Annotated in this window: 16 protein-coding genes; 14 read left to right on the top strand and 2 right to left on the bottom strand. The window is 50.1% G+C overall.

All coding sequences use genetic code 11. The features are described 5' to 3' along the window. The first annotated feature begins 15 nt into the window (after positions 1-15). The 10 genes from BMZ56_RS15285 to BMZ56_RS15240 all read left to right on the top strand — a co-directional run bounded on the left by BMZ56_RS15285 (position 16) and on the right by BMZ56_RS15240 (position 15,604). Positions 16-1,224, top strand: coding sequence for an enolase C-terminal domain-like protein (locus BMZ56_RS15285; protein WP_218146577.1), 1,209 nt, complete (start codon positions 16-18; stop codon positions 1,222-1,224). 46 nt (positions 1,225-1,270) lie between these two features. Continuing rightward, positions 1,271-4,396 carry a SusC/RagA family TonB-linked outer membrane protein gene (locus BMZ56_RS15280; RefSeq protein WP_090628170.1) on the top strand — a complete coding sequence of 1,042 codons (3,126 nt, stop codon included), beginning with the start codon at positions 1,271-1,273 and terminating at the stop codon, positions 4,394-4,396. Positions 4,397-4,421: 25 nt separating this feature from the next. Continuing rightward, positions 4,422-6,266, top strand: coding sequence for a RagB/SusD family nutrient uptake outer membrane protein (locus tag BMZ56_RS15275; protein ID WP_090628168.1), 1,845 nt, complete (start codon positions 4,422-4,424; stop codon positions 6,264-6,266). A gap of 24 nt (positions 6,267-6,290) precedes the next feature. After that, positions 6,291-6,962 carry a DUF3823 domain-containing protein gene (locus BMZ56_RS15270; protein WP_090628452.1) on the top strand — a complete coding sequence of 224 codons (672 nt, stop codon included), beginning with the start codon at positions 6,291-6,293 and terminating at the stop codon, positions 6,960-6,962. A gap of 40 nt (positions 6,963-7,002) precedes the next feature. Next, positions 7,003-8,394 carry a sulfatase family protein gene (locus BMZ56_RS15265; RefSeq protein WP_090628166.1) on the top strand — a complete coding sequence of 464 codons (1,392 nt, stop codon included), beginning with the start codon at positions 7,003-7,005 and terminating at the stop codon, positions 8,392-8,394. A 48-nt stretch (positions 8,395-8,442) separates the two neighbouring features. Further along, positions 8,443-10,527: an arylsulfatase gene (locus tag BMZ56_RS15260; protein ID WP_090628165.1), complete on the top strand. Its 2,085-nt coding sequence runs from the start codon at positions 8,443-8,445 to the stop codon at positions 10,525-10,527. 76 nt (positions 10,528-10,603) lie between these two features. Then, positions 10,604-11,956, top strand: a complete 1,353-nt coding sequence (locus BMZ56_RS15255; protein ID WP_177195165.1) for a sulfatase family protein — start codon at positions 10,604-10,606, stop codon at positions 11,954-11,956. A gap of 62 nt (positions 11,957-12,018) precedes the next feature. Beyond that, positions 12,019-13,542 carry a sulfatase gene (locus tag BMZ56_RS15250; RefSeq protein WP_177195164.1) on the top strand — a complete coding sequence of 508 codons (1,524 nt, stop codon included), beginning with the start codon at positions 12,019-12,021 and terminating at the stop codon, positions 13,540-13,542. A 93-nt stretch (positions 13,543-13,635) separates the two neighbouring features. Continuing rightward, positions 13,636-14,487 carry an alpha/beta hydrolase gene (locus BMZ56_RS15245; RefSeq protein ID WP_317048195.1) on the top strand — a complete coding sequence of 284 codons (852 nt, stop codon included), beginning with the start codon at positions 13,636-13,638 and terminating at the stop codon, positions 14,485-14,487. Between the two features lie 4 nt (positions 14,488-14,491). Continuing rightward, entirely contained in the window at positions 14,492-15,604 is a 1,113-nt protein-coding gene (locus tag BMZ56_RS15240) for a glycoside hydrolase family 43 protein (protein ID WP_090628161.1), read from the top strand. An 8-nt stretch (positions 15,605-15,612) separates the two neighbouring features. Here BMZ56_RS15240 and BMZ56_RS15235 read toward each other — a convergent pair whose 3' ends face one another. Continuing rightward, entirely contained in the window at positions 15,613-16,362 is a 750-nt protein-coding gene (locus tag BMZ56_RS15235) for a DeoR/GlpR family DNA-binding transcription regulator (RefSeq protein ID WP_090628160.1), read from the bottom strand. A gap of 262 nt (positions 16,363-16,624) precedes the next feature. Here BMZ56_RS15235 and BMZ56_RS15230 point away from each other — a divergent pair, with 262 nt between their 5' ends. The 4 genes from BMZ56_RS15230 to BMZ56_RS15215 all read left to right on the top strand — a co-directional run bounded on the left by BMZ56_RS15230 (position 16,625) and on the right by BMZ56_RS15215 (position 21,432). Beyond that, entirely contained in the window at positions 16,625-17,977 is a 1,353-nt protein-coding gene (locus BMZ56_RS15230) for a DegT/DnrJ/EryC1/StrS family aminotransferase (protein WP_090628158.1), read from the top strand. A gap of 13 nt (positions 17,978-17,990) precedes the next feature. Next, complete coding sequence (locus BMZ56_RS15225) at positions 17,991-18,806, top strand: N-acetylmuramic acid 6-phosphate etherase (protein ID WP_090628156.1); 816 nt, start codon at positions 17,991-17,993, stop codon at positions 18,804-18,806. A 69-nt stretch (positions 18,807-18,875) separates the two neighbouring features. Then, complete coding sequence (locus tag BMZ56_RS15220) at positions 18,876-20,420, top strand: helicase HerA-like domain-containing protein (RefSeq protein ID WP_090628155.1); 1,545 nt, start codon at positions 18,876-18,878, stop codon at positions 20,418-20,420. A gap of 100 nt (positions 20,421-20,520) precedes the next feature. After that, complete coding sequence (locus BMZ56_RS15215) at positions 20,521-21,432, top strand: nucleotidyltransferase family protein (RefSeq protein ID WP_090628152.1); 912 nt, start codon at positions 20,521-20,523, stop codon at positions 21,430-21,432. 88 nt (positions 21,433-21,520) lie between these two features. Here BMZ56_RS15215 and dnaK read toward each other — a convergent pair whose 3' ends face one another. After that, a complete protein-coding gene (gene dnaK / locus BMZ56_RS15210; RefSeq protein WP_090628151.1) occupies positions 21,521-23,443 on the bottom strand; it encodes a molecular chaperone DnaK in 1,923 nt (640 codons plus the stop codon). Between the last annotated feature and the right edge of the window lie 180 nt (positions 23,444-23,623).

Genomic DNA, 23,623 nt, shown 5'->3' with positions numbered 1-23,623 from the left:
ATTAAAACAAACCAAATGATTAAACGACGAGAATTTATCCGTGCGCTACATGCAGGCTTGGCACTCGGTCTGGTATCTAAGCCGTCCCTTGCTGCGTGGTTGCAGCCGGAGACGCACGTCCGTATGCAGGATGAACTTGCTTATCATACCATCCAGTCCATCAGCTTTCGGGCGATACGGATGCAGTATCCTCGTTTCGTAGGAAAGAATGCGAGACTGGATGTGCATGGTTTCGGGCCGCGTTTGGATGCCTGTGTCCTAACCACAGATAAAGGAGCCGCCGGGTGGGCATCGCTACGTGGTGGCCGCAACGACGCACAGCGCCTCGTTCCCGAGCTGGTGGGAAAGAAATTATCCGATGTATTCAACCTGGCGGTCGGCATTTCGGACGACCGGTATTTGCCTTTCGATATGGCACTGCACGACCTCGCCGGGGTGGTACTCAATAAGCCCGTATATGCACTGCTGGGTAGGGATACACCCTATACTACCAAGTATTACAGCGGCATGATTTATTTCGATGACCTGGAGCCGGCACATGCGCCGGGCGGCATCGACAAAGTGCTTAACGAATGCCGCTACGACTACGAGTACGGGTACAGGCAGTTTAAGTTGAAAATTGGCCGGGGTAACCGGTGGATGTCGCAAAAAGAAGGCTTGGCCCGGGATATTGAGGTAACAAAAGCCGTAGCGAAGGCATTTCCCGATTGCGAGATCCTCGTGGATGGAAACAACGGTTTTACGGTGGATGAATTTATCGCCTACCTCAAGGGAATCGGCGATACCCCGCTGTTTTGGATCGAAGAGCCTTTCCATGAGACCGTAGCAGACTATCGTAAACTTCGGGATTGGATGCGTGCAGCCAATGTGAGCAGCCTGCTCGCGGAGGGTGAAGCCGATCCGGATCCGGCATTGCTTGACACACTTATGCAGCAGAAGCTGATGGATGTGCATATTACGGATATCGAGGGATTGGGATTTACCAATTGGCGCAAACTCATGCCTTCGTTGATCCGGTACGGCGTGCAGGCATCGCCCCATGCCTGGGGTTCGCTCCTTAAGTCATTTTATACCGCGCATCTAGCAGGAGGGCTTGGAAATACGGTCACGATCGAGGGGGTTACCAGTACCAGCGACGACGTAGATCTTAGCGGATACCAAATTAAGGAGGGCAGGCTGATTCCACCGAATGCTCCAGGCTTCGGGTTAACATTGCTGACGTAATTACCGGCGTCAAAAAGCGGTTGTACACAATTAAAACAAAACAAATATGAACAAAGCGTTACTAATGACGTTGCTATGGTGTGTGGGACTATCCATAGCAATGGCCCAAACTCGCTCCGTTAATGGGGTGGTGCGGGATGCGGTAGGGAAGACTCCTATCGACGGCGCTACCATCAAGGCGTTTGGTACACAGCGTACCACTTCAAGTGCGCAAGATGGTACATTTTCCATTGAAGTGGCGTCAGGAAATGACTCGCTGTTGGTCTCTTTTATCGGTTATGACCAAGCCGTGGTCCATATAGAAGCGAACGCCAGCACGGTATCCGTAGACCTGACAGTCAGCTCCGAATCCTTGCAGGAAGTCGTGGTGACCGGTTTCGGATTACAGCAGAAAAAAGAATCATTAACCAGTGCGATCTCTTCGATCAGTTCGGAAGATATCAGCCGGTCGGTTTCCTCAACCGCGTCCGGAGCATTGGTCGGTAAGGTAGCCGGATTGAACTCACGGCAAACAGACGGTAGGCCGGGTGCTGAGACTGCACTCAAGATCCGTAACATGGGCACGCCGCTGTATGTAGTGGACGGTGTCCAGATGGATGCCGGGCAATTTAACAACTTAGATTTTAATGACATTGAGTCTATTTCGGTACTGAAAGACGCGTCGGCATCCATCTACGGGGTGCGCGCAGCAAATGGGGTTGTGGTGGTGAACACCAAGCGGGGACAACGGAACACTAAAAATACCATCAACGTGACGGCCAATTATGGCTTTCAGGATTTGTCCACTTTCCCGAAACCAGCGAATGCCGTTACCTACGTCGAGAAATACATCCAGGCAGAGACCGTTCAGGGCGTAGACAGTTATCGGTTTTCAGCCGAAGATTTAGACAAATGGCGGCAGGGCACCGAAAAGGGTTATGTGCCTTTCGACTGGTATGAATACATCTGGGAGACTTCTCCGCAGACCTATCTGAATGCCAACGTATCCGGAGGCTCTGAAAACATCAATTACTATTTCAGCGTAGGTCACCTGAATCAAAATGACGTAATCGTAAATTACGGCGGGTTCCAACGAACAAACGTACAGATGAACATCACTTCCCAGATTTCCGAACGGTTCAAGGTCGGCGGGAGTTTTAATGCACGCTACGAGAAGACACAGAATCCCGGTGTTCCGGGAGGAGACGATTTGTGGCTGCCCCGTTTTGCAACGTTTCGTAACCTGCCTACCGTGCGGCCATTTGCCAACGACAACCCCGCCTATCCGACGTTGACATCTAATGACCCGGGTACAAATTTCGCCTGGCTGAATTACGACCTCTCCGGAAAATTTCAAGAAACCTGGCGTGTGGGGCAACTTAACTTCGATGCGGAATATACTATTATCGACGGGCTGAAGGCGAAGGCATTGGTGGGGTATTACTACGCCGGTCAGCGTCTGGACAATCACGAATACACGTATCAATTGTACGGCTATGACGAAGCCACGGATACCTATCCGGTTATTTTTCAGAACAACAATCCCTGGCGTGAGCGGCGGATGGGGCACGAAGAGCGCATGAACTCCAACGTGCAGCTCAATTACAGCAAGGTGTTCGGAAACCACAACGTAGCGGTCATCGGTGGTATGGAAACGATGCTGATCAATGAACCGACCACATGGGTGCATTCCATCCCCGTCTCGAACAATCTGCCGTTGATTGATTTCGAGTCGATGGATACGTATGACGATCTGGGGGATCGGCCGGAAGCCCGGTTGGGTTATATTTTTAAGGCAAATTACGACTTCGCCAATAAATACCTGCTGGAATTTATGGGTAGATACGATGGGTCGTGGAAATTTCCTCCGGGCGACCGGTGGGGCTTCTTCCCCGGTGGGTCGATCGGCTGGCGTATATCCGAAGAGAATTTCTGGAAAGATGGAAAGCTGGGAACAATCGCAAATGATTTTAAGGTCCGCGCCTCGTATGGGTTGGTCGGTGATGATGATTTGGGAACGATCAATGATGTACCTATTTATTCTGCGTTTGACTATTTGGGGGGATACAATTATAAACAGGGCGGTGCCGTGATCGATGGGAAATATGTGCTGGGTACACGACCACGTGGCCTACCGGTCCGGACGTTATCCTGGATCCGTGCAAAGATGTTCGATGTCGGCTTGGACGCGGCATTTCTGAATAATCGGTTGACCGTGACCTTGGACTATTTCCGTCGCGAACGTACCGGATTGCCTGCGGCCCGATACGATGTATTGATTCCAAGCGAAGTGGGCTTTGGCTTACCCAATGAAAACCTGAATTCGGATATGCATCAAGGTTATGACGGTATGGTCCGTTGGGCCGACCGAGCGGGCGAACTGAACTATTCGGTGGGCGGCAACATCACCTACTCTCGGTTTTACGACTGGGATCGTTATCGTCCGCGTTTCAGCAACTCGTGGGACGAATACCGGAATTCATTGGTACGCCGGTTCGGCTACCTGAATTGGGGACTTGAAGCCGATGGGCAATTCCAGAGTTGGGAAGAAATTCAGAATTGGCCGGTTGATAACGATCGGCAAGGCAATCGGACGCTCCGTCCCGGAGATGTTAAATATGTCGATCAGAATGGCGACAAAGTGATCAATGGATTGGACGAACGGCCGATCGGGTATCGGCAGAATGAGACTCCCGTTCTGAATTTCGGACTCAATTTTTCGTTTGCATGGAAAGGATTCAACCTGGCGTTTGATTTTACAGGAGGCGGCATGTTTACCTTTTACCAGGAGTGGGAACAGCGTAATCCTTTCCACGATGGGGGCAATAATCCGCAATCTTATTTTGACGATAGCTGGCGACTAAGAGATATCTTCGACCCTAACAGCGACCTCATTCCTGGCAAATATCCGATGCCATTGATCGGTAACAGCGCGCATAGTAATTACTGGAACAGTACTTTTTGGAAGCACAACGTACGGTACCTGAAACTCCGGAACCTCGAATTCGGCTATTCACTTCCCACTCGCATCCTCGAACCGCTGTCCATCACAGGAGTACGGGTGTACTTCTCAGGCCAGAATCTGTTTACGCTAGCCAATATTGAAGGTGTTGACCCCGAGGGTGATGCAACAAACGGGCTGGGATATCCCACGATGACGATCTATAATTTTGGTATTAACCTAAGCTTATAAGGCAGCGGTGTAAAGAAAGAATAAGATGAAAAAGTCAATCATAACGACAGTTAAAACGGTGTTGCTTGCGTGTCTGATGACCGCATTCAACAGCTGTTCCGATTTCCTTGACCGGGAACCGGATCGGATTTTTGATGATGAACAGGTGTTTGCGGATCCAGCGCTGATCCAATCGGTACTGGCCAATTTTTATGGCCGGGTGATGTGGGGACAGCACATTAATGATTCGTATCAATACACCATATTGGATGAGGCGGGTAAATCCGACGGCGGACCGGATAACATTCAGGACTATAGCAATACATTGTGGCGGGTCTATGACTATGAATTAATCCGGAACATTAACCAATTTTTGGAAGGATTACGTGCTAGCAGCGCCCTCGAAGAAGGAGATAAACTCGCTTACGAGGGCGAAGCCCGGTTTTTGCGTGCCTGGGTCTATTTCAACATGTGCCGCGGAATGGGAGGGATGCCCATTGTAGGCGACGAAGTTTTTGATTATGAGGTGGGAATGGATGTGACTGCCCTGCAATATCCCCGGTCTACCGAAGCGGGTTTATACGATTACATCATTTCCGAATGTGATGCGATTGCGGAGTTTTTATCCGATCAGCCGACCATCAATGCCGCACGTGCAAATCGATGGGCTGCATTGATGTTGAAAGCACGTGCTGCCATTTATGCCGGATCGTTGGCCAATTACAATAACAAAATGCCCAGCCCCATCCGGACAGCCGGCGGCGAAGTTGGTATTCCGGCGGAATTGACGGAAGGATATTACCAAACGGCGCTGACTACCGCCGAGGACATCATTAATAACAGCCCCTATCAGCTGAACATGACCCAACCGGGCAACCTGGAACGTAACTTCTATGAGGCCCTCAGTGTCAAAGTGAGTAACAGCGAAGTAATCTGGGCACGGGATCACATCTATCCAGGAGCCGGGCAACAGACCGGATTTACAAGGGTTAATATTCCGGGCTCCCATGCCGAAGACATTGACCGGGCGTATGCGGGCCCGATTTTGAACCTGGTGGAGGCTTTTGAATATACCGATGACCGCGACGGAACCATACACATCCGGGATGTCAATGGTGACTACATTTTTTACGATAACCTTGAAGACGCATTTGCGAATAAGGATGCGCGTTTGGGCGGCTCTGTCATTGTGCCGGGGGCACTCTTTAAGGGAGAACCGGTCATCCTCCAGGCAGGCCAGAAAATCTGGAACAACGGATCGTGGCAAACCCGGACAAGCCAGCCGGGAGACGAGGATGACGAGGGCCGGTTGATCACATCCACCAATGGCCCGAATAATTCCAATGAACAGTTTATTAATAAAACCGGATTCTTCTTCCGAAAATTCTTGGACGAGGCACAGGGAGCGTCCACCCGGGGGCGGAACAGTGAAATGTGGTTCCCAAGATTGCGATTTGCTGAAGCATTGATGATTGCGTCCGAAGCCGCATTGGAGCTGGGACAGCAGTCAGTCGCGCTGGATTACCTGAATCAGATCCGTGAACGGGCGGGCATCCAGCCGTTGGAATCGATGACCCTCGACGACATTATCCGGGAACGGCGCGTGGAATTTGCCTTTGAGGATCACCGGTACTGGGACCTGAAGCGCTGGCGGCGCGCCCATATCGTGTGGAATGGTGTACAAAATAATCCCACGGCTACCCAATATGCCTTATTCCCTTACCTCGTCGTGGCGCCGGGCACGCCCAATGATGGAAAATATGTGTTTGATAGACGGCCATTCAGTAACTCTCCGTTTCCACGTTTTTTCCAGCTGCGTAATTATTATAATTTTATCGATCTCGCCTGGCAGAATGCCAATCCGCGGATCGTATTAAATCCGTTCCAGTAAGAAAAACTTAACGATCGAATGATTATGAAGAAGATATGGATTGTATTGCTGCCACTGGCACTGATGGCCGGTGGTTGCGGATTCGATAACTACGATGAACCCCAGTCGAAGCTTTTCGGGCGGGTTACCTACAACGGGGAAGCGCTTGGCGTAAGGGGGACCGGAGAAGCCGTGCAGTTGCAACTTTATCAGGATGGGTACGAATTACGGAATCCCATTCCGGTTTACGTAGCGCAGGACGGTACCTTTGAAGCCACATTATTTGACGGTGAATATAAATTGGTGACCCGGGATAACAATGGACCCTGGGTAAACGACCGGGATACGACCGTGGTTGATCTGCGGGGTACGACCAACGTGGATATTGAAGTCACGCCTTATTTTACGTTGTCTGATGTCTCATTAGCGTTAAATGGAAATGCGCTGAGCGCTTCTTTCCAGATTGATCAAGTGGTAGAAGATGGCGCTGTTGATTATGCCATGATATTAGTAAGTAAAACGGCGTTCGTAGATGATGTGGTATACATCGTTCGGGAAGATCTAAGCGATCCTGAAGCGGGTACCACGATTACCCAATCGGTGGATTTATCGGGTAATGGAGATTTCAATGCGGGTGCACCTTTATTTGCGCGGGTAGGCGTGAGGCCGGTTGGCAAAGATCAAGCGATCTATTCGCAGGTAGTGAAATTGCGTTAATCCCATTTTGACTGTTGGGGTTAAATACGTTTCTTGTGGTATGAAAAGTACGAACGCAATTGGTTTCGGTCTCTTATTGGTTGGGTTGCTAATACGAAGTTCGGCTTGGGCTCAGGAGCAACCCAACATTATTGTCATCTTGACCGATGACATGGGTTTCAGTGATATTGGTGCATTCGGTGGCAATTTTGTGCCCACACCACGGCTGGATCGCTTTGCCCAGGAAGGCACCCGGTTTACCCAATACTACAGCGCTTCGCCGATTTGTAGCCCCTCGCGCACGAGTATTCTGACCGGCATGTTTCCTTCGGAATGGAATTTTACCACATTCCTCAACAACAGGCGGAGCAATGAGTTAGCTGAACAGGCCAACTACCTCAACGTACATGCACCGTCCCTGGCCAGGGTGCTGAAAGATGCGGGTTATGCAACGGGGCATTTCGGAAAATGGCACATGGGAGGCGGAAGGGATATAAAAAATGCCCCGAAATTTAAAAAATACGGGTTTGACGAGCATGCCAGTACGTACGAAAGTCCGGAGCCAGATCCGGCACTGACCGCTACGGATTGGATTTGGTCGGAGGTAGACAGTGTAAAGCGTTGGAATCGCACGGCTTATTTCGTGGATAAGACGCTCGATTTTTTGCGGCGTCATCGGGGTACGCCCTGCTTTGTGAACCTGTGGCCGGATGATATGCATACGCCATGGGTGCCGGAGGAAAACCAGCGGCAACAGGGGGAATTTCCGATGGACCCTGCGGAAGAAGCTACTTTCAAGCTTGTCTTGGCGGAATTTGACCGGCAGCTGGGGCGCTTATTTGATGGACTGGAAGAACTGGGCGTGGCTGAAAATACCCTTGTGATTTTCACGAGCGATAATGGGCCATTACCCAGCTTTCGGGGTAGCCGTGCAGGTGGGTTGCGGGGTACTAAACTCTCCCTGTACGAGGGTGGAATACGCATGCCGTTTATTGTCCGTTGGCCCGGCCGGGTGCGTGCAGGTGGTACCGATAGTATCTCTGTGCTGAATTCAACCGATTTATTTCCGACATTGGCTGGTATTGCCTCGGCTGAACTGCCAGCCAATTACAAAGGCGATGGTGAAGACCGAGCAGCCGTATGGTTGGGTACACCCGCTTCGCGGGATAAGGATATGTATTGGGAATATGGCAGAAATGATTATGCTTTTAATTATCCGCAGGGGAAAGACCGGAGTCCCAATCTGGCCATCCGATCTGGGAAGTGGAAGCTGCTCATCGATTACCACAAGAATGACCCTGAACTGTATGACATGGAGCAGGATCGCTATGAAACGACTGATCTTGCCGAGGCACAGCCAGACATCGTCAAGGAGCTGCGGAATAAACTCATTACTTGGAGGACGTATCTGCCGGAACTGACCGCCGGCCGGGCGAATCCACCGGTTGATTGATGCGCTCATGCAGCGGTAGGCGTAATTGTTAACTAACCTCAAACGCTGATGTTGATTATAAAGCTATTGCGAATTATTTGGGCTGGATGGATCGTTGCATTCTTCGGCATGTTTTCCGTTGGTTTTGCACAAACAAAACATCGTCCTAACATTGTATTGATCATGGCAGACGACTTGGGATTTTCGGATCTGGGGTGCTATGGTGGAGAGATCGAGACGCCTGCGCTGGATGGGCTGGCAAGCGGTGGCCTGCGGTACAAGCAGTTTTATAGTGCCGCCCGTTGCTGCCCCTCGCGGGCTGCCTTGATGACGGGGCTGTACCCTCACCAAGCGGGTATGGGATGGATGGCTGCAGCAGACATGGGTACCGCTGCATACCAGGGAGAACTGAATACGAAGAGCGTTACGATTGCGGAAGTGCTCCGGTCGGCCGGTTATCGCACATACATGACGGGCAAATGGCACCTTACCAATGAGCGGCATATCGAGGGACAGGTCGTGGACACCTGGCCGTTGCAACGTGGCTTTGACCGATATTTCGGTATCATACCCGGGGGAGCTAACTATTTCACACCCACAGTTTACAGTGGTAATACGCCGTATCCCGCACCCGATGGTTTTTACCTCACCGAGGCGATCAGTGATACCAGCGTTTCCTATATCCGGAAACATGTTACCACGTCTGCAGAAACTCCGTTTTTTATGTATGTGGCCTACACCGCTCCCCACTGGCCGCTGCACGCGTTGGAACACGAAATCGAAAAATACCGACAGCGCTATCGGCAAGGATGGGATGCACTGCGGGTTGCCCGGTTCCATCGGCAGCAGAAAATAGGGTTATTCGGTCCGGAGACAGTGCTGTCTCCGCGCGATACCACTGTCCCCGCATGGGACCATCTCGGTGGAGAAAAGCAAGCCGAAATGGCAGAACGCATGGCCATCTACGCTGCACAGGTCGATATCATGGATCAAGGGATCGGGCGGATTGTCGATGAGCTGAAGCGACAGGGGCTGTATGAGCAGACCGTTATTTTGTTCGTAAGTGATAACGGTGCCTGCGCTGAATTTATAAGCAGCGGGATACACAAGACCGTGAATGGTACCGATGCGAATACGTTTGAGAGCTATCGGATCAATTGGGCAAATTTGAGCAGTACCCCCTTCCGGGAATATAAACATTACACCCACGAGGGCGGGATTGCCACACCCATGATTGCACATTGGCCCAAAGGGATTGAAAAGACGCTTCACAACGGGTTTGCCAGAGACTATGGACATCTTATAGATATCATGGCTACCTGTGTAGACCTCGCGGAAGCTACTTATCCAGACACCTACAACGGTCATGAAATACTGCCCATGCAGGGCCGCAGTCTGCTCCCCCAATTCCGCGGCGCGAGTGCCGACCGAAGAAAGATTTTTTGGGAACATGAAGCCAACATCGCGGTGCGCGACGGCAGGTGGAAAATGGTTGCTAAAACCCCGATCGGGCAAGCCTTCAGCCGCGATGCCTTGGAGCTTTACGATATGGAAAGGGATCCGGTTGAGGCAACTAACGTGGCTGCCGATCATCAGAAGTTGCTGGATACTCTCTATGATGCATGGGAGGATTGGGCGCGAGATATCGGTGCATTGCCGATGGATACTCGAGATTATGGAGAGCGTCAGCACGACTATACCCGTATGATCAATGGCAGCTTCGATGCCAATCTGGGTGGGTGGAAAATACAGGGGGTTCACCCGGCAATCGGGATGGTTTCCATCGACACGACCGGGCAGCTCACGGGGAAAAATGCCGCATATATCAAGCTGTATGAAGATGGTGCGGCCCCCGCAGATTTGGTGTTAAGTTGGCGCTTTTATGCAAAGCAGGGAGAGCGGTTTCGGATCGGCCTAACGTGCAAAGCCAATAATTCGCTGTCGTTTCCGGTTTGTATTTATAACGCCAATGACCTTGGCACACGCTTGCTCGACCAACGGTGGATGGCGACCGGCGAATCCACTTCCAACGCAGAAGAAAGCAACCCGATTCCACAGGATGGGTTCTATCGATTGTCTGTTGAAGTGGGAGCGCTTAAGGAAGGAGATGAATGCTGGATCGATGATGTGATATTAACTCCCATAATCCCCTAATCCTATGGCTCTTTTTGTGTGGTTTATATGCTGGTTGTCGGTTGTTTATGGGCAAGAGAGAGCTTCGCTCCCCAATATGGTGATATTCATTGGGGATGACTTGGCGGTCCGGGATATTGGGCCGTATGGAAACCACGTTGTCCGCACACCCAACCTGGATAAATTGAGCCGCGAATCCTTGGTATTCGACAAGGCCTTCGCCGCTTCCCCAACGTGTGGCCCTTCCCGCAGTTCGCTATTTACTGCCATGTATCCGATGAGGCATGGTGCACACGGCAATCATTCGGGGGTCGGGGAAGGTATGTCTTCCATGGTGCAGCGGCTATCAGCGTTGGGTTATCGCGTGGCCATTGCCGGCAAACTCCATGTCGGCCCGCAGGAAGTGTTTCCTTTTGAGCGCATCGCCGGAACCAACGCGCCCGAACCGGGCTTTGAAAACACCCCGGGGTTACATTACGATTTGATTTTGGCGCCGGTGGACAAGTGGCTCGGAACACAGAAGCCGGACAAGCCGTTTGTATTAATCGTGGCAGACCACAGTCCGCATGTGATTTGGCCTGAGAAGCCGATTTATAGGCCCGATGAGGTAGATATTCCACCGATTCACATTGATACCGAAGAAACCCGAAAAGCCAGGGCGAGGTACTATACCGACGTGACCAAAATGGATACGAATTTAGGTACGTTGATGAACCTGTTGGATAAGCATGGAATGACAGCTAATTCCATCTTGATGTTTACCGCCGACCAAGGGCCACAGTGGGCATTCGGAAAATGGGGATTATACGATTACGGTATCCAAGTCCCTTTTATGGTAAGGTGGCCCGGATACGTCAAAGCAGGGAGCCGGACGGATGCGCTGGTATCTCAAGTGGACATTTTGCCAACGATGGTGGAGATTGCCAATGGTATGCCGCCCAAGGACGTTGATGGCAAAAGCTTTCTGCCGGTATTGAAAGACCCAGGGGTAAAGCACCGCGACACAGTTTTTGCTTCCCATACGGGAGATCGCTTGATGAACCGTGCACCCATGCGCATGTTACGCACTGACCGGTATAAATACATTTTAAATCTTGCACCGGAAATACGCTATACAACCCACATGGATAGGGCGACAGATCACGATGGCGGGCGGGAATACTGGCCATCCTGGCGCATTGAGTCGTTCCGTGATCCGCATGCTGCCGCTGTGCTGTGGCGATACCATCATCGTCCGGAAGAAGAACTTTACGACATCGGTGCTGACCCTTGGGAGCAGGTGAATCTCGCAGCTGATCCTAAGTATAGTGATATCCTGGAGCGTTTCCGGGCACAAATGAAAACAACGCGGGAGGTACAGGGAGATTATGAAACCGGGCCAGAGGATTTAAACGCTCCGAATAAAAATCGTGGTAAAGCAAAAGGACCTGTGGCTCCGTATGTGTTCTAAAAATGATGGCGATGAACGTGTTTGGTAAGTTAGCCGCGGCAATAAACATGAATATAGCAAATATGAAAAGAAGGAATGCAGGATTTAAGAAGCTAACCGCACTAGGTGCGGTTGGTTTTGCGCTATTGGCGGGTATTTCCTGTGCCATGGCAAGCAAGCCTGATAAACCGAACGTATTGCTGATCTTGGTGGATGACTTGCGGCCCGCATTAGGCACTTACGGAGACGCGACTGCGCTGACGCCGCATATCGACCGGTTTGCTTCCAAGGGGATGCGTTTTGATAGGGCTTATGCCAACCAGGCGGTATGTGCACCATCGCGGTTCAATCTGCTGTTGGGTAGTCGGTCTTCTTCATCCGGAATTTATGGGTTTGGACAAAATTTCCGCGACTATTATCCCGATGCAGTAACTTTGCCTCAGTATTTTAAGCAACATGGTTATCGTACCGAATCCATGGGCAAAGTGTTCCATATTGGTCACAACACCTATGCCGATCAAGACTCTTGGAGCGTACCACATCATAAGGAACTGGTGATTGAGTATGTAGACCCCGAAAGCAAGAAGGAGGGATTCACACGTGAGGAAGCATTATTTTCGAACCAGCTTGCCCAGGGATTACCTCGTGGTCTTGCTTGGGAATCGCCTGATGTTGCCGACGATGCGTATGCCGATGGCCGTGTCGCGCAGCGGGCGGTTGAGCGGCTACGGGACTTGAAATCGCAGCCTGATCAGCCCTTTTTCCTTGCTGTCGGGTTTGCCAGGCCACATCTTCCGTTCTCAGTGCCTCAAAAGTACTGGGATCTGTATGACGAAGATCGGTTACCTCTACCGGGTCGCACGGTGCGGCCGGAGGGAGCACCTCCCTATGCAGTGAAATACGGTACGGAGATTGACCAGTATGCTCCAATTCCGGAAAAGGTCACGGAGGAACCTTTTACAGACAGCCTCACTCGTAAATTAATACATGGCTATTATGCGGGCGTAAGCTATGTGGACGCCCAAATTGGCAAGGTGCTGGATGAATTGGCAGCTTTGGGGCTCGATGACAACACCATTGTGGTGCTTTGGGGCGACCACGGTTACCTGCTCGGTGAGATGGGCATGTGGACCAAGCACGTCAATTATGAGCTGGCGAATCATATACCGTTGATCATCTCCGCACCCGGCGTCGGACAGCCAGGTACCCATACGGCGCAGCTTACTGAAACGGTGGATATCTACCCTACGTTGGTTGAACTCGCCGGTTTGCCTGTTCCGCAGGTGCCGCAGCCGTTTGATGGCCTGAGCATGGCGCCTGTACTCAAGGATCCGGAAGCCAGGATCCGGGATCATGCTTACCATTGCTTCCCGCGGGGAGGTCGTTTGGGAAGGGCGATCCGAACCGATCGCTACCGGCTGGTGGAATGGCAGAAAATCGGTAATGCCACAGAGACCCCGCAATACGAGCTGTACGATTATCAAGATGGGCCGATGGAGGTGAGAAATATCGCTAACGAACGACCGGAAGTACGGAAGACGCTTCAAGTCATTCTGGCACGGCATCCCGTACCGATGCCTGCGCGTCCGCAGAGTCCGCGTCACTAGGTTGCTTTTGTGGATGCACCCAACGCGTTTCCGGGTTTCATCGGCATTGTGTACTTTAGCAACTCCAGCATTAATAGGGCGAAGAAGATTGATATGGTCAAAAAGAAAAAAATACGTTACCGCTTGGTGGTAGGCTTGTGCCTAATCGCATTCATGTCTGCTGCACATGCACAGCAAACTGCCAATTCCCTAACCTATCAACTCATTGAGAACATGAGGTATAGATCGGAAAATAGCGACGACGCCTATGCAGTTGAACGTTGTGTATTGGATGTCTATTATCCCGAAAATAAGAAAGACTACCCTACGGTGGTTTGGTTCCATGGCGGAGGGATCACTGGCGGGGAAAAGTTTATCCCGCAGGAATTGAAGGAAAAAGGAATTGCAGTGGTGGCGGTCAATTACCGGCTAAGCCCGAAAGTAAAGGCACCGGCGTATATTGATGACGCTGCCGCAGCCATTGCGTGGACGTTCAAGCATATCGGAGAATATGGTGGCGATCCAAGTAAAATTTTCATTTCCGGCCATTCGGCTGGCGGGTATCTGGTCGCAATGGTCGGACTTGATACGTCCTGGCTACAGCAGTATGGCGAGGATGCAGATAAATTGGCAGGAGTTATCGATTTCAGTGGCCATGCCATCACGCACATGACAGTACGGGCAGAACGTGGGATAAAAGATACGCAGCCCATTGTGGATGAATTGGCTCCGCTGTACCATGTGCGTAACGATGCTCCCCCGCTGGTACTGATCACGGGCGATCGCGAAATGGAAATGCTCGGTAGATACGAGGAAAACGCCTACTTTTACCGGATGATGAAGGTGGTAGGACACCAAAATGTCCATTTATACGAATTGGATGGTTTTGACCATGGAGCCATGGCGGCGCCGGCTTTCCACATCCTCCTCCATTACGTTAACGAATTGACAACGACAACGAAATAAAACCATGAACTTGCCTACTGCGATAGTTGTTCTTTTTACCTTTATTTTACCGGTTGTAACCGGCGCACAAGAAATAGCCAAATCGTTCAACAATCCACTGAATATCGCCTTCGGCGATCCGTATGTCATCTATGACGATGCAACGGAACGCTATTATCTATATGGCACGGGGGGAGGCGCCAAGAACGGTTTTGCGGCCTATTCCTCTACCGATCTGGCTAACTGGAAGAACGAAGGCCAGGTTTATCATGCCAGTAATCAAAATGGCTGGAGTGATTCTACTGCAGCGTGGGGCGGAGCATACTGGGCGCCGGAAGTATACGCGCATAATGGCAAGTTTTATCTATTCTACAGCGCGCAATGGAAACACAATCCCGGTAAGGAACTGGAAAACTTTCGTATTGGCGTTGCGGTGGCCGACAAGCCCACAGGTCCATTTATCGACCTGCAAAGCCGTCCGGTCTTCGATCCCGGATACCCGATCATCGATGCGAATGTTTACTTTGCGGAAGACGGTCGTATCTTTCTCTACTATTCCCGTTGCTGCTATAAGCACGCCGTAAAGAGCGAGGTGGCCGATTGGGCAAAGCAACAAGGTTGGTTTGATGAAATCGAGGAAAGCTGGGTATACGGGATAGAATTGAAACCGGATTTTTCGGGCACAATCGGTGAGCCGGTGCTATTGCTGCGGCCACCGGTCAAGTTAGCTGATGCGCAAGCCGAATGGGAAAGCCGCTCGGTGACCAGTCGCGAGGTGAACCGTCGGTGGACGGAGGGTTCGTTTACGTTCAAGCATGACGATACTTATTACATGATGTATTCGGCCAATCACTTTGCAGGAGAGAATTATGCCGTGGGGTATGCTACGGCAAAAAATCCGTTGGGTCCATATACCAAGTCTTCAACTAACCCAGTATTGGAAAAAAATACGGCAAAAGAGGGTGACGTGACCGGAACCGGCCATAACAGTGTGGTTTTCCTGCCGGATGGCCGGATGTTGTGTGTATATCACGGGCGTACGCAGAAGACCGGCGATGAACGGCTGGTGTTCATCGACGAAATGCGAATTGACGAACGTGGGAAGTTGACCGTACTAGGTCCCACAACCGCTCGCTGAGGGCATTGTTAAAGAATTTTAATGTTTTTCTGTGTAAAGGGACTCAGGAGTTGATCTGTCGGGTCCAGCTCCGTGATCAGGTAATCCACCTGATTAGCTGGGCAGATATTCAGCCATTTAACCGTATTCAGCTTCTCGGAAATGCTGATGACCGCTACTTTCTTTGCCGATCGGATGAGTGCTTTCTTTACCTGTACCACTTCCCAATCCAGATCTGTCAGCCCTTCTTCGGATGAAAATGCATTGGCCCCCAAGATGCACAGATCTGCTTTTAAACCTGCAAGTTGATTGACAACGCTCGCACCGATGTGGAGGTTCGCGTTTTTTGTCAGTTTCCCTCCGATGCCGATCACGTCAAGGCTTTCGTGCTGGGCAAGTGTGATCGCGACTTGCGGACTAATGGTAATGAAAGTAGCTTTCAGTGTGGTGGGAATAGCCTTCGCGAGCTCAAGCATGGTAGTGCCCCCTTCTGTAAGGATAACCATGCTGTTTTTGATCAACGATAAGGTTTTTCGCGCAATATGCGCTTTGGCAGCTACTGCGTATACAATATGGTCTGCATTGAAAGGCGTAACAAAGGATTTACTGACAGCGCCCCCATGTATCCGGATGATTTTACCTTCCGTAGCCATTTCTTTAATGTCGCGGCGAATGGTGTCATCCGAAACGTTGAGCTGCTCACTTAGATCCACCGCAAGAACTTTATTGTGTAGATTTACTTCCCGTAAAATAAAAGCCTGACGTTTGTCTTTTCTCATGTAAGATGACCCTTGCTTTAATACGCAACTTACGGGCAAACATAATGCATACGATCCGTCGATGCAAATGGCGTGCTATTGTTTGCTTGTTTTTTGCGCAAAAGTTATCCGCTGCTTTTTAAAAGCGCATTTTTGTTTGGATAAGTTGTGTTTAAATTTATATTTGCATGAATTATGCGTTTATGTTGTTTAAAATCATGCATAATTCGCGCATCCAAATACCCTGTAAGTAATACACCCATTTAAGTAAATAATAAATGTTATGAAGAACAAGTTCAATCGCCGGGGCTTCATTGGGATTGCCGCCATGGCTGGAGCAGGTGCAGCGTTTGGAGGCCTTCCTCAATGGTCATTTGCCGGTCTTCAAGATGGTAAACCTGCTATTCTGGGTGGCGAAAAAGCCTATACAGCGGGTTTTGCATCATGGCCCGTCTTTGATACTACGGAAGAGCAGGCCTTGATCTCCGTGCTAAAAAGCGGTAAGTGGGGACGCTTAGACGGCCCGATACTGGCGGAGTTCGAAAAGACATACGCCGACCTCAATGGAGCCAGCCATTGCCTCGGGGTGTCCAGTGGTACGGCAGCACTAACGACGATCCTGGGTGCATTGGGTATCGGTCCGGGGGATGAAGTGGTAATTCCGGTATATACCTTCATTGCTACCTACAATGTAGTGGTGCTCAACTATGCATTGCCGATCTTAGTGGATACGGATATCGAAACATTCCAGATGGATGTTAAAAAGGCAGAAGCTGCGGTAACAGCCCAGACGAAAGCTATCATGCCAGTGCATATCGGCGGTACGCCGGCAGATATTGATGCGCTTATGCGACTGGGCGAAAAGACAGGTATTCCAATCATCGAAGATGCCTGCCAGGCGCACCTTGCGGAATGGAAGGGCAAAAAGGTGGGCAACTTCGGATTGGCTGGCGCATTCAGCTTCCAGTCATCCAAAAACCTGAATTGTGCAGAAGGTGGGGCCGTCCTGACCAACGATGCAGGTTTCGCACGTACATGTTATACCTTCCACAATCAGGGGCAGGGTGGCACCGGTACGTCTTACGGTACCGGTTTGGGTACGCGCGCCACAAACCTGAGGCTTACTGAGTTTCAGGGTAGTCTGTTATTGGCACAGATGACGCGCTTGCAGCGGCAGGTGGAAACGAGAACGGAAAACGCGAACTACCTGACCGAGCTATTGGCCGATATCCCGGGTATAGAACCGGCAAAATGGTATCCAGGTACGACACGGAGCGCCTACCACCTGTATATGTTCCGCTACCTGAAAGAACATTTTCACGGCCTGAGCCGCGGTAAATTTGTGGACGCCCTAAATGCGGAGGGAATTCCCTGTGACCCGGGATATGGGCAAATGAACCGCGATGCGTATGTGACCGGGCTAGCCTCAAATTCGCACTACCTACGTATGTATGGTGAGAAAGCCATGAAAGAATGGTTGGAACGTAATCAATGTCCGCAGAATGACACATTAACCGGTGAACAGTCGTTGTGGTTTTTCCAGACCATGTTGCTCGGAACGCGAGAAAACATGGAACAGATCGCTGAGGCGATACGGAAAATCCAAAAGTACGCGAAGCAAATTGCGAAAGCATAAAAAAAGGGAATACATGGATTTGAGAATTACGGAAAGCCCGTCTGTGTACAGGCATCTGGAAAAGAAATCAGTCGATGAACTTATCGATCTGATGAATCGAGAAGATCAGTCGGTTGCTGTTCAGATACAGCAGGCCCTGCCGCAGATTGGCCAGCTGATCAAAGCGATTGTGGGGAAAGTCAGCGCCGGAGGGCGGCTGTTTTACGTAGGTGCGGGTAGTGGTGGCAGGCTTTCCGTATTGGACGTCATTGAGCTTCCAACCACCTACGGGGTTGCTAAAGGGGTATTCAACGTGATTTTGGCCGGCGGGATCGATCGATTGGCGGATGCATTGGAAGAGAGGGAAGACGATACAAAAGAGGCCTGGGAAAAGTTGCAGGTAGCGGATGTTACTTCCGGCGACATCGTCGTAGGTATCTCGGCAAGCGGTACCACGCCCTTTGTATTGGCGGCCCTGCAACAATGCAAGGAGCATGGTATTACCACGGGTTGTATTGTCAGCAATCCGGATTCGCCCATTGCTGCGGCCTCGACGTTCCCTGTGGAAGTTGTTACCGGTCCGGAATTTATCACCGGCAGCACACGTATGAAGTGTGGTACGGCGCAGAAGATGATTTTTGACATGATCAGTACCACCACGATGATCCAATTGGGCAGGGTGGAAGATAACAGCATGGTCAATGTTGCGTTGATTAATGTCAAGATCACCGACCGAGCGGTACGAATGCTGATGGAAAAGACCGGAATTGCTGACTATAATGAGGCAAAACTGATTTTATTAGAACATGGCAGTGTAAAACAAGCAATGGAACATGTTTTGAGAAATTGATGTGCAAATCTTTGGTTTGGAATTATATTCCGAAGTGTGTAGCTTCACCCCTGTTTTGCTACATACGTTATGGGAAACCAATCCATTTTTATCGAAAAAATAGTCGCCTCCTACAACCCCAAGGGGGCTTTTATTTTCCTTGGTGCAGGACTGCTTGATGGGGAAATAGTCGCCCCAGCCAAAGTAAACCTCGCCCTGAAGATGATGAATCGGCACGGCTTAATTGCCGGGGCCACGGGAACGGGAAAAACCCGCACTTTACAATTGATCGCTGAACAGCTTTCGGATGCAGGGGTGCCGGTCTTCCTGTTGGACGTGAAGGGCGACCTTTCCGGACTGCATCAGCCGGGCGAATCCAATTCAGCCCTGGTCGAAAGGGGTGAAGCATTGGAGTGGCCCTTTGAGCCTTCCGGCTTTCCCGTTGAGCTGTTTTCACTGAGCGGCAAGGTGGGTAACCCCATGCGGCTTACGGTAGAAGATTTCGGTCCCGTGATGCTAGGGCGGATCCTTGAATTGAATGATACGCAGACCGGTGTGCTGGCTGCAGTATTCAAATATGCAGAAGATACCAAGTTGCCACTGGTCGACTTCACGGATCTAAAGAAGCTGCTCACCTATCTTACGGATGGCCCTGGAGCCGAAGAGATCAAGGATAGCTACGGCCGCATCAGCGGCAGCACTTCGGGAACCATATTGCGTAAACTGGTGGCACTGGAGCAGCAGGATGTGTCAGATATTTTCGGCGAAAGGGAATTCGATATCAACGACCTGTTTGGACGTGTGGACGGGAAGGGGGTGATCAGTCTGTTGAATATTTCGGATATCCAAGACCAACCTGTTTTATTCTCCACGTTCCTGCTGAGCCTGCTGGCACAACTGTTCAAAAGTCTGCCTGAGGTGGGTGACCTCGATAAGCCGAAGCTGGTGTTTTTCTTTGAGGAGGCCCATCTGTTGTTCAAGGATGCGCCGAAAGCGTTTCTTACGCAAGTAGAGCAAATTGTGCGGCTGATCCGTTCCAAGGGGGTAGGCATTTTCTTTTGCACACAAGCCCCTACTGATATCCCCGAAAGTGTATTGGGACAGCTGGGCAACCGCGTGCAGCACGCATTAAGGGCGTTTACACCCAACGATGCCGAGGCATTGCGTAAAACGGTGAAAACCTATCCGCGCTCCGAATTTTATGAAATCGACCGGGTACTTACCTCGTTGGGCACCGGGCAAGCGCTCATCACGGTGCTTAATGATAAAGGAATCCCCACGGAGGTGGTGGCTACCCACCTCATACCACCTCGCGCCGTGATGGGGCCCGTCGATGCGCAGACCTATAATCAGCTGGTGAGCGCCTCGCCCTTTTATGCTAAATATCATCAAGCAGTAGAGCGGAGGAGCGCCTCTGAAATTCTGGACGAGAAAGTACAGGCCCATGCGGCTAAGGAAGCCCGTGAAGTTGAAGCGAAAACAAGAGCGAGTGGTAAGTCGCGACGCAGTACACGGCAAACTCCATTGGAGGCCGCGCAGAAAGCAGCAACGACTACACTCGCGCGTGAAGGAACCAAGTTGCTCGCCAAACTCGCCAACGGATTATTGACGGCAATGTTTCGCAGAAGGCGCTGAGCTGGTATGGAAATTGCATATTTGCAGCGAAGAATAGGTTGAATTTAGCTAAGTTTGGCTGTTTCAGGAATGTTAATTTTGATAACTATAATTTTCAGTAATGAGTAAACCCACTTTGTTGATTCTTGCAGCCGGGATGGCTAGCCGCTATGGAAGCATGAAGCAGATTGATCCGTTCGGGCCGAATGGCGAAACGATTATCGACTATTCCATCTACGATGCGATTAGGGCCGGATTTGGAAAAGTAAGCTTTATTATCCGGGAAGAATTTGCGGACAAATTCAAAGAGATTTTCGAGCCGAAACTGGCGGGTAAAATCGAAACGGATTATGTGTACCAAAGCTATGATTTGACATCCTTTGGTATCGATAAGGAGATTGAGCGCTCTAAGCCCTGGGGTACGGCCCACGCCGTACTATCGGCACGCAATCAGATCAACGAACCGTTTTGTGTGATCAACGCGGATGATTTTTATGGCTACGAGGCGTTTGAGAAGATGGCAAAGTTCTTGACCGAGGAAGTTACTGACGATAAATTTTCGTTGATGGGCTATCAGATAGATAAAACATTATCTGAACATGGCTCAGTATCGCGGGGCGTATGTAACGTGGATGACGAGGGCAACATGACCGAAATCAACGAACGGTTGAAGGTTTACTTTAAGGAGGTGGATGGCGAAAAACGTATTTTCTTTGAAGAAGATGGTGTGGAGACCGAATTGCCCAGAAGCAGCCGGGTATCGATGAATTTCTGGGGCTTTACGCCGGCTATTTTTGGTGTAAGCGAAGAGCTGTTCAAAGCGTTTGTGCCTGCAAACGAAGCCAATCCGAAATCGGAATTTTTGATCCCCAAGGTAGCAGATGAACTCATCAAACAAGGGAAGGCTACGTTTAAAGTGCTGCCCACTTCTCAGAAATGGTTCGGTGTGACGTATCCCGATGATAAGCCCATTGTGCAAGAGAGCATCGCCCAATTGGTGAACGACGGAGTATATCCGGAGAAATTGTTTTAAAAGAGCTATTGTTTAATTAATAAAAAGCCCCGCGGAACTTAATTCAGCGGGGCTTTAGTTTTACGCTATTCGGAGTTCCGACTCTAAGTTATTTCTTGTCGTTATCCTTTACTTCTTCGTATTCCACGTCGGTTACATCGTCGCCGGAATTGCCAGTCGGTTGACCTGCATCATCCGCTGCGGGTTGTCCACTGGCAGATGCTTCCTGAGACGCTTTGTACATGTCTTCAGAAGCTGCATTCCAAGCGTTTTGCAATTCTGCTTGCGCGGCGTCGATGGCAGTGAAATCTTTGGCTGCATACGCATCCTTTAATTTCTTCAAACCATCTTCAATAGGCGCCTTTTTGTCGGCACCGATCTTATCGCCGTATTCGTTCAACTGCTTCTCGGTAGAGAAAATCAAGGCATCAGCTGCATTCAGCTTATCGATTTCTTCTTTTGCTTTCTTGTCGGCTTCAGCATTGGCTTCCGCTTCCTGCTTCATCTTCTTGATTTCATCGTCGGTCAAGCCGGAAGATGCTTCAATACGGATTTTTTGTTCCTTGCCGGTCGCTTTATCCTTAGCCGAAACATGCAGGATGCCGTTGGCGTCGATGTCAAACGTGACTTCAATTTGAGGAACCCCACGCGGAGCGGGCGGAATACCATCCAAGTGGAATCGTCCAATTGTACGGTTTTGAGAAGCCATAGGACGTTCGCCCTGCAAGATGTGGATTTCCACCGAAGGCTGATTGTCTGAAGCTGTGGAGAATACTTCCGATTTTTTGGTCGGAATCGTTGTATTCGATTCAATAAGCTTGGTCATGACACCGCCCATTGTTTCGATACCCAACGAAAGCGGAGTTACGTCAAGCAACAACACGTCTTTCACTTCGCCCGTAAGAACGCCACCTTGAATCGCGGCTCCCAAAGCAACCACTTCATCGGGGTTCACACCTTTTGAAGGCTCTTTGCCAAAGAATTTCTTAACGGCTTCCTGAATGGCAGGGATACGGGTAGAACCGCCCACCAGGATAATTTCATCGATATCAGCTGGTGAATAGCCAGCATTTTTTAACGCCGACTTACAAGGATCAATGGTGCGCTTAATCAGGCTATCTGCCAATTGCTCAAATTTAGCTCGGCTCAAGGTACGGACCAAGTGTTTAGGGCCGGTTTGATCTGCTGTAATGTATGGCAGATTGATTTCGGTGGATGATGAGCTGGAAAGTTCGATTTTAGCTTTTTCAGCGGCTTCTTTCAACCGTTGCAGCGCCATCGGATCTTTGCTTAAGTCAAAGCCGTTATTATCGTTTTTAAATTCATCATTCAACCAATCGATAATAACCTGGTCGAAGTCATCTCCTCCTAAGTGTGTATCGCCGTCGGTAGATTTTACTTCAAATACGCCGTCACCCAACTCCAATACCGATACGTCATGCGTACCGCCACCGCAGTCAAATACTGCGATTTTCATATCCTTATTAGATTTGTCCAATCCGTACGCCAAGGCAGCAGCGGTAGGTTCGTTGATGATACGTTTTACGTTCAATCCCGCAATCTCTCCGGCCTCTTTTGTAGCCTGACGTTGCGCATCGTTGAAGTAGGCAGGTACCGTAATAACGGCTTCCGTTACTTCTTGGCCGAGAAAATCTTCGGCAGTTTTTTTCATTTTCTGCAAAATCATTGCAGAAATTTCCTGTGGTGTGTATTTGCGGTCGTCAATTTCCACACGAGGTGTATTATTGTCGCCTTTTACAACCGTATAAGGTACCCGTTTCGCTTCCTTTGAAGCTTCGTCGTAGTTGGTTCCCATAAACCGCTTGATGGAGTAAACGGTCTTTTTCGGATTGGTAATGGCTTGGCGCTTCGCTGGGTCACCCACTTTACGCTCGCCATTCTCTACGAATGCCACAATCGAAGGCGTGGTGCGTTTTCCTTCGTTGTTGGTGATGACTACCGGCTCATTCCCCTCCATCACAGCTACGCAAGAGTTGGTAGTTCCTAAGTCAATTCCAATAATTTTTGCCATATCTATATTTCCTTTTCTACGTTGATGATTAAATCAATTGCTTTTTATTCTTTACACAAGCCTTGTGCCAATTGCAGGTTTGATGCCAATTATAGGCAGATGAGGAAAAAGGGGCTGTTACAGATGATATAGGCATGACAATGTGTCATTATTAGGTGTGAGATAGTAGCTGTGAGACAT

Origin of the sequence: Parapedobacter indicus, assembly GCF_900113765.1 — a bacterium.
GTDB lineage: Bacteria > Bacteroidota > Bacteroidia > Sphingobacteriales > Sphingobacteriaceae > Parapedobacter > Parapedobacter indicus.
The sequence above is the reverse complement of the archived record's forward strand: the minus strand, read 5'-3'. Positions and strand labels throughout refer to the sequence as shown.